Genomic DNA, 5431 nt, shown 5'->3' on the forward strand with positions numbered 1-5431 from the left:
AAAAGTTGCCTCTCTGAAGTGCCGGGTGATTCTGGTGTGGATGGGTGTGCGTGTGTTCTTTGAGAACTCAATAGTGTGTCGATGAATGTCAGTGCCAAATTTTTTTTGGTTGCCGGCCTGCTTCCACCCCCGTGGGGTGGGTCGGACATTTGAAGTCAGCTATTTTCCGGCTGGCGATTGTTTTGCTAGGTTTTCGGACTCTAGTTTAGATCTGATTGCACCCTTTGGGGTGTGGTTGTGAGTCTTCAACGGAGAGTTTGATCCTGGCTCAGGACGAACGCTGGCGGCGTGCTTAACACATGCAAGTCGAGCGGTAAGGCCCTTCGGGGTACACGAGCGGCGAACGGGTGAGTAACACGTGGGTGATCTGCCCTGCACTCTGGGATAAGCCTGGGAAACTGGGTCTAATACCGGATATGACCTCTGGTTGCATGACCGGGGGTGGAAAGATTTATCGGTGCAGGATGGGCCCGCGGCCTATCAGCTTGTTGGTGGGGTAATGGCCTACCAAGGCGACGACGGGTAGCCGGCCTGAGAGGGCGACCGGCCACACTGGGACTGAGACACGGCCCAGACTCCTACGGGAGGCAGCAGTGGGGAATATTGCACAATGGGCGGAAGCCTGATGCAGCGACGCCGCGTGAGGGATGACGGCCTTCGGGTTGTAAACCTCTTTCGACAGGGACGAAGCGCAAGTGACGGTACCTGTAGAAGAAGCACCGGCCAACTACGTGCCAGCAGCCGCGGTAATACGTAGGGTGCGAGCGTTGTCCGGAATTACTGGGCGTAAAGAGCTTGTAGGCGGCTTGTCGCGTCGATCGTGAAAACTTGGGGCTCAACCCCAAGCTTGCGGTCGATACGGGCAGGCTTGAGTACTGCAGGGGAGACTGGAATTCCTGGTGTAGCGGTGAAATGCGCAGATATCAGGAGGAACACCGGTGGCGAAGGCGGGTCTCTGGGCAGTAACTGACGCTGAGAAGCGAAAGCGTGGGTAGCGAACAGGATTAGATACCCTGGTAGTCCACGCCGTAAACGGTGGGCGCTAGGTGTGGGTTTCCTTCCACGGGATCCGTGCCGTAGCTAACGCATTAAGCGCCCCGCCTGGGGAGTACGGCCGCAAGGCTAAAACTCAAAGGAATTGACGGGGGCCCGCACAAGCGGCGGAGCATGTGGATTAATTCGATGCAACGCGAAGAACCTTACCTGGGTTTGACATACACCGGAAACCTGCAGAGATGTAGGCCCCCTTGTGGTCGGTGTACAGGTGGTGCATGGCTGTCGTCAGCTCGTGTCGTGAGATGTTGGGTTAAGTCCCGCAACGAGCGCAACCCTTGTCCTGTGTTGCCAGCAAGTGATGTTGGGGACTCGCAGGAGACTGCCGGGGTCAACTCGGAGGAAGGTGGGGACGACGTCAAGTCATCATGCCCCTTATGTCCAGGGCTTCACACATGCTACAATGGCCGGTACAGAGGGCTGCGATACCGTGAGGTGGAGCGAATCCCTTAAAGCCGGTCTCAGTTCGGATCGGGGTCTGCAACTCGACCCCGTGAAGTTGGAGTCGCTAGTAATCGCAGATCAGCAACGCTGCGGTGAATACGTTCCCGGGCCTTGTACACACCGCCCGTCACGTCATGAAAGTCGGTAACACCCGAAGCCGGTGGCCCAACCCCTTGTGGGAGGGAGCCGTCGAAGGTGGGATCGGCGATTGGGACGAAGTCGTAACAAGGTAGCCGTACCGGAAGGTGCGGCTGGATCACCTCCTTTCTAAGGAGCACTTCTCCACGGACCCGGTCACAGAGGTGATTGTGGTTGTGGCAGAGACAGTTTCGGGCTCGTCTGTAGTCCGGCTGGAGCTCATGGGTGGAACGCTGACAACTTCTCCTGCGTGTGGCCGAGGCCGAGTCCTTGGTTGTGGGTGATATATCGACACACTGTTGGGTCCTGAAAGAACAGGCGTTCTTTCCAGGCAAGATAACGACGAGGCTGAATCTTCAGTTCATACCGGCTTCGACTCTTTCGGGGGTTGGGGTGCTGGTGCTGGTCAGGGTTTGGTTTTGTGTGTTGTTTGAGAACTGCACAGTGGACGCGAGCATCTTTGTTTGTAAGTGTTTAAGAGCGTTCGGTGGATGCCTTGGCACCAGGAGCCGATGAAGGACGTAGGAGGCTGCGATAAGCCTCGGGGAGCTGTCAACCGAGCTGAGATCCGAGGATTTCCGAATGGGGAAACCCGGCACGAGTGATGTCGTGTCACCCGCATCTGAATATATAGGGTGTGTGGAGGGAACGTGGGGAAGTGAAACATCTCAGTACCCACAGGAAGAGAAAACAATAGTGATTCCGTGAGTAGTGGCGAGCGAAAGCGGATGAGGCTAAACCATGCGTGTGTGATAGACGGCAGTCGTTGCGCGTGTGGGGTTGTGGGGTTCATCTTCTTCTCACTGCCGTGAGGAGCATGAGTGAGAAACCGTTGTGTTAGCTGAAGTGGTCTGGGACGGCCGACCGTAGACGGTGAGAGTCCGGTAAGCGAAAACTCGACGGCTCATGTGGTGAATACCCGAGTAGCAGCGGGCCCGTGAAATCTGCTGTGAATCTGCCGGGACCACCCGGTAAGCCTGAATACTACCTGGTGACCGATAGCGGACTAGTACCGTGAGGGAAAGGTGAAAAGTACCCCGGGAGGGGAGTGAAATAGTACCTGAAACCGTGCGCTTACAATCCGTCAGAGCCTCTTTGTGGGGTGATGGCGTGCCTTTTGAAGAATGAGCCTGCGAGTCATTGGTGTGTGGCGAGGTTAACCCGTGTGGGGTAGCCGTAGCGAAAGCGAGTCCGAATAGGGCGTTTGAGTCGCATGTCATGGACCCGAAGCGGAGTGATCTACCCATGGCCAGGGTGAAGCGACGGTAAGACGTCGTGGAGGCCCGAACCCACTTAGGTTGAAAACTGAGGGGATGAGCTGTGGGTAGGGGTGAAAGGCCAATCAAACTCCGTGATAGCTGGTTCTCCCCGAAATGCATTTAGGTGCAGCGTCACGTGTTTCACGCCGGAGGTAGAGCTACTGGATGGCCTAGGGGGCCTACAAGCTTACCGAAGTCAGCCAAACTCCGAATGCCGGTGTGTGAGAGCGTGGCAGTGAGACTGCGGGGGATAAGCTTCGTAGTCGAGAGGGAAACAGCCCAGATCGCCGGCTAAGGCCCCTAAGCGTGTACTAAGTGGAAAAGGATGTGGGGTCGCGAAGACAACCAGGAGGTTGGCTTAGAAGCAGCCACCCTTGAAAGAGTGCGTAATAGCTCACTGGTCAAGTGATCCTGCGCCGACAATGTAGCGGGGCTCAAGTACACCGCCGAAGCCGCGGCACTCAGACATGTACATTCCCCTTTTTGGGGCAGTGGTCTGGGTGGGTAGGGGAGCGTCGTGTAGCCAGGGAAGCGACGGGGTGACCTAGTTGTGGAGGCTGCGCGAGTGAGAATGCAGGCATGAGTAGCGAAAGACGAGTGAGAAACTCGTCCGCCGAATGACCAAGGGTTCCTGGGCCAGGTTAATCCGCCCAGGGTGAGTCGGGACCTAAGGCGAGGCCGACAGGCGTAGTCGATGGACAACGGGTTGATATTCCCGTACCCGTGTATCCGCGCCCAATGGTGAATCCATGGTGCTAACCGCCCAAATCCCAATAGACCACCTTCGGGTGGCTGGCGGGGGCTGCGCGGGACCCCTGTGGTAGTAGTCAAGCGATGGGGTGACGCAGGAAGGTAGCTGGGCCCGGTGGTGGATTACCGGGTGTAAGCCTGTAGGGCGTTGTGTAGGCAAATCCGCACAGCATGTGCCTGAGAGGTGATGCGTAGCCGATTGAGGTGAATTCAGTGATCCTATGCTGCCGAGAAAAGCCTCTAGTGAGTTGGTACACGGCCCGTACCCCAAACCGACACAGGTGGTCAGGTAGAGAATACCGAGGCGATCGAGAGAACTGTGGTTAAGGAACTCGGCAAAATGCCCCCGTAACTTCGGGAGAAGGGGGACCACGCCTGGTGATGAGTCTTGCACTCGGAGCTGGGGGTGGTCGCAGAGACCAGAGAGAAGCGACTGTTTACTAAAAACACAGGTCCGTGCGAAGTCGTAAGACGATGTATACGGACTGACGCCTGCCCGGTGCCGGAAGGTTAAGAGGACCGGTTAGCGCCCTTCGGGGTGCGAAGCTGAGAATTTAAGCCCCGGTAAACGGCGGTGGTAACTATAACCATCCTAAGGTAGCGAAATTCCTTGTCGGGTAAGTTCCGACCTGCACGAATGGCGTAACGACTTCTCTGCTGTCTCAACCACAGACTCGGCGAAATTGCATTACGAGTAAAGATGCTCGTTACGCGCGGCAGGACGAAAAGACCCCGGGACCTTCACTATAGCTTGGTATTGGTGTTCGGTACGGTTTGTGTAGGATAGGTGGGAGACTGTGAAGCGGGCACGCCAGTGTTCGTGGAGTCGTCGTTGAAATACCACTCTGGTCGTATTGGACTTCTAACCTCGGGCCATGATCTGGTTCAGGGACAGTGCCTGGTGGGTAGTTTAACTGGGGCGGTTGCCTCCTAAAGTGTAACGGAGGCGCCCAAAGGTTCCCTCAGCCTGGTTGGCAATCAGGTGTTGAGTGTAAGTGCACAAGGGAGCTTGACTGTGAGACTGACGGGTCGAGCAGGGACGAAAGTCGGGACTAGTGATCCGGCACCGGCATGTGGAAGCGGTGTCGCTCAACGGATAAAAGGTACCCCGGGGATAACAGGCTGATCTTCCCCAAGAGTCCATATCGACGGGATGGTTTGGCACCTCGATGTCGGCTCGTCGCATCCTGGGGCTGGAGTAGGTCCCAAGGGTTGGGCTGTTCGCCCATTAAAGCGGCACGCGAGCTGGGTTTAGAACGTCGTGAGACAGTTCGGTCTCTATCCGCCGCGCGCGTCAGAAACTTGTGGAAGGCTGTCCCTAGTACGAGAGGACCGGGACGGACGAACCTCTGGTGTGCCAGTTGTCCTGCCAAGGGCACTGCTGGTTGGCTACGTTCGGAAGGGATAACCGCTGAAAGCATCTAAGCGGGAAGCCTGTTCCAAGATGAGGTTTCTCACCCACTCGATGGGTTAAGGCCCCCTACAGACCATGGGGTTGATAGGCCAGAACTGGAAGCGCAGTAATGTGTGTAGGTGACTGGTACTAATAGGCCGAGGGCTTACTGACGAAGGTGTTACGCGTCCACTGTGCGGTATCTGAAACAACACACAACCCCCGTTCTCGACCCGTGAGGGTTCGAGTGGTGGGTGTGGATAGTTTCATAGTGTTACGGCGGTTATAGCGGTGGGGAAACGCCCGGACCCATTCCGAACCCGGAAGCTAAGGCCACCAGCGCCGATGGTACTGCACTCGACAGGGTGTGGGAGAGTAGGACACCGCCGGACAA

3 rRNA genes are annotated in these 5431 nt (G+C 56.7%); all 3 read left to right on the forward strand.

Annotated elements, in window-relative coordinates:
* Positions 1–245: 245 nt before the first annotated feature.
* Positions 246–1764: ribosomal RNA gene (locus DFR74_RS35070) — 16S ribosomal RNA — on the forward strand.
* Positions 1765–2099: 335 nt separating this feature from the next.
* Positions 2100–5211, forward strand: a 23S ribosomal RNA gene (locus DFR74_RS35075).
* A gap of 101 nt (positions 5212–5312) precedes the next feature.
* A 5S ribosomal RNA gene (gene rrf / locus DFR74_RS35080) occupies positions 5313–5429 on the forward strand.
* Together the 16S, 23S and 5S rRNA genes form the textbook arrangement of a ribosomal RNA operon.
* Positions 5430–5431: the final 2 nt, after the last annotated feature.

Origin of the sequence: Nocardia puris, from assembly GCF_003315035.1 — a bacterium.
GTDB classification, from domain to species: Bacteria; Actinomycetota; Actinomycetes; order Mycobacteriales; family Mycobacteriaceae; genus Nocardia; species Nocardia puris.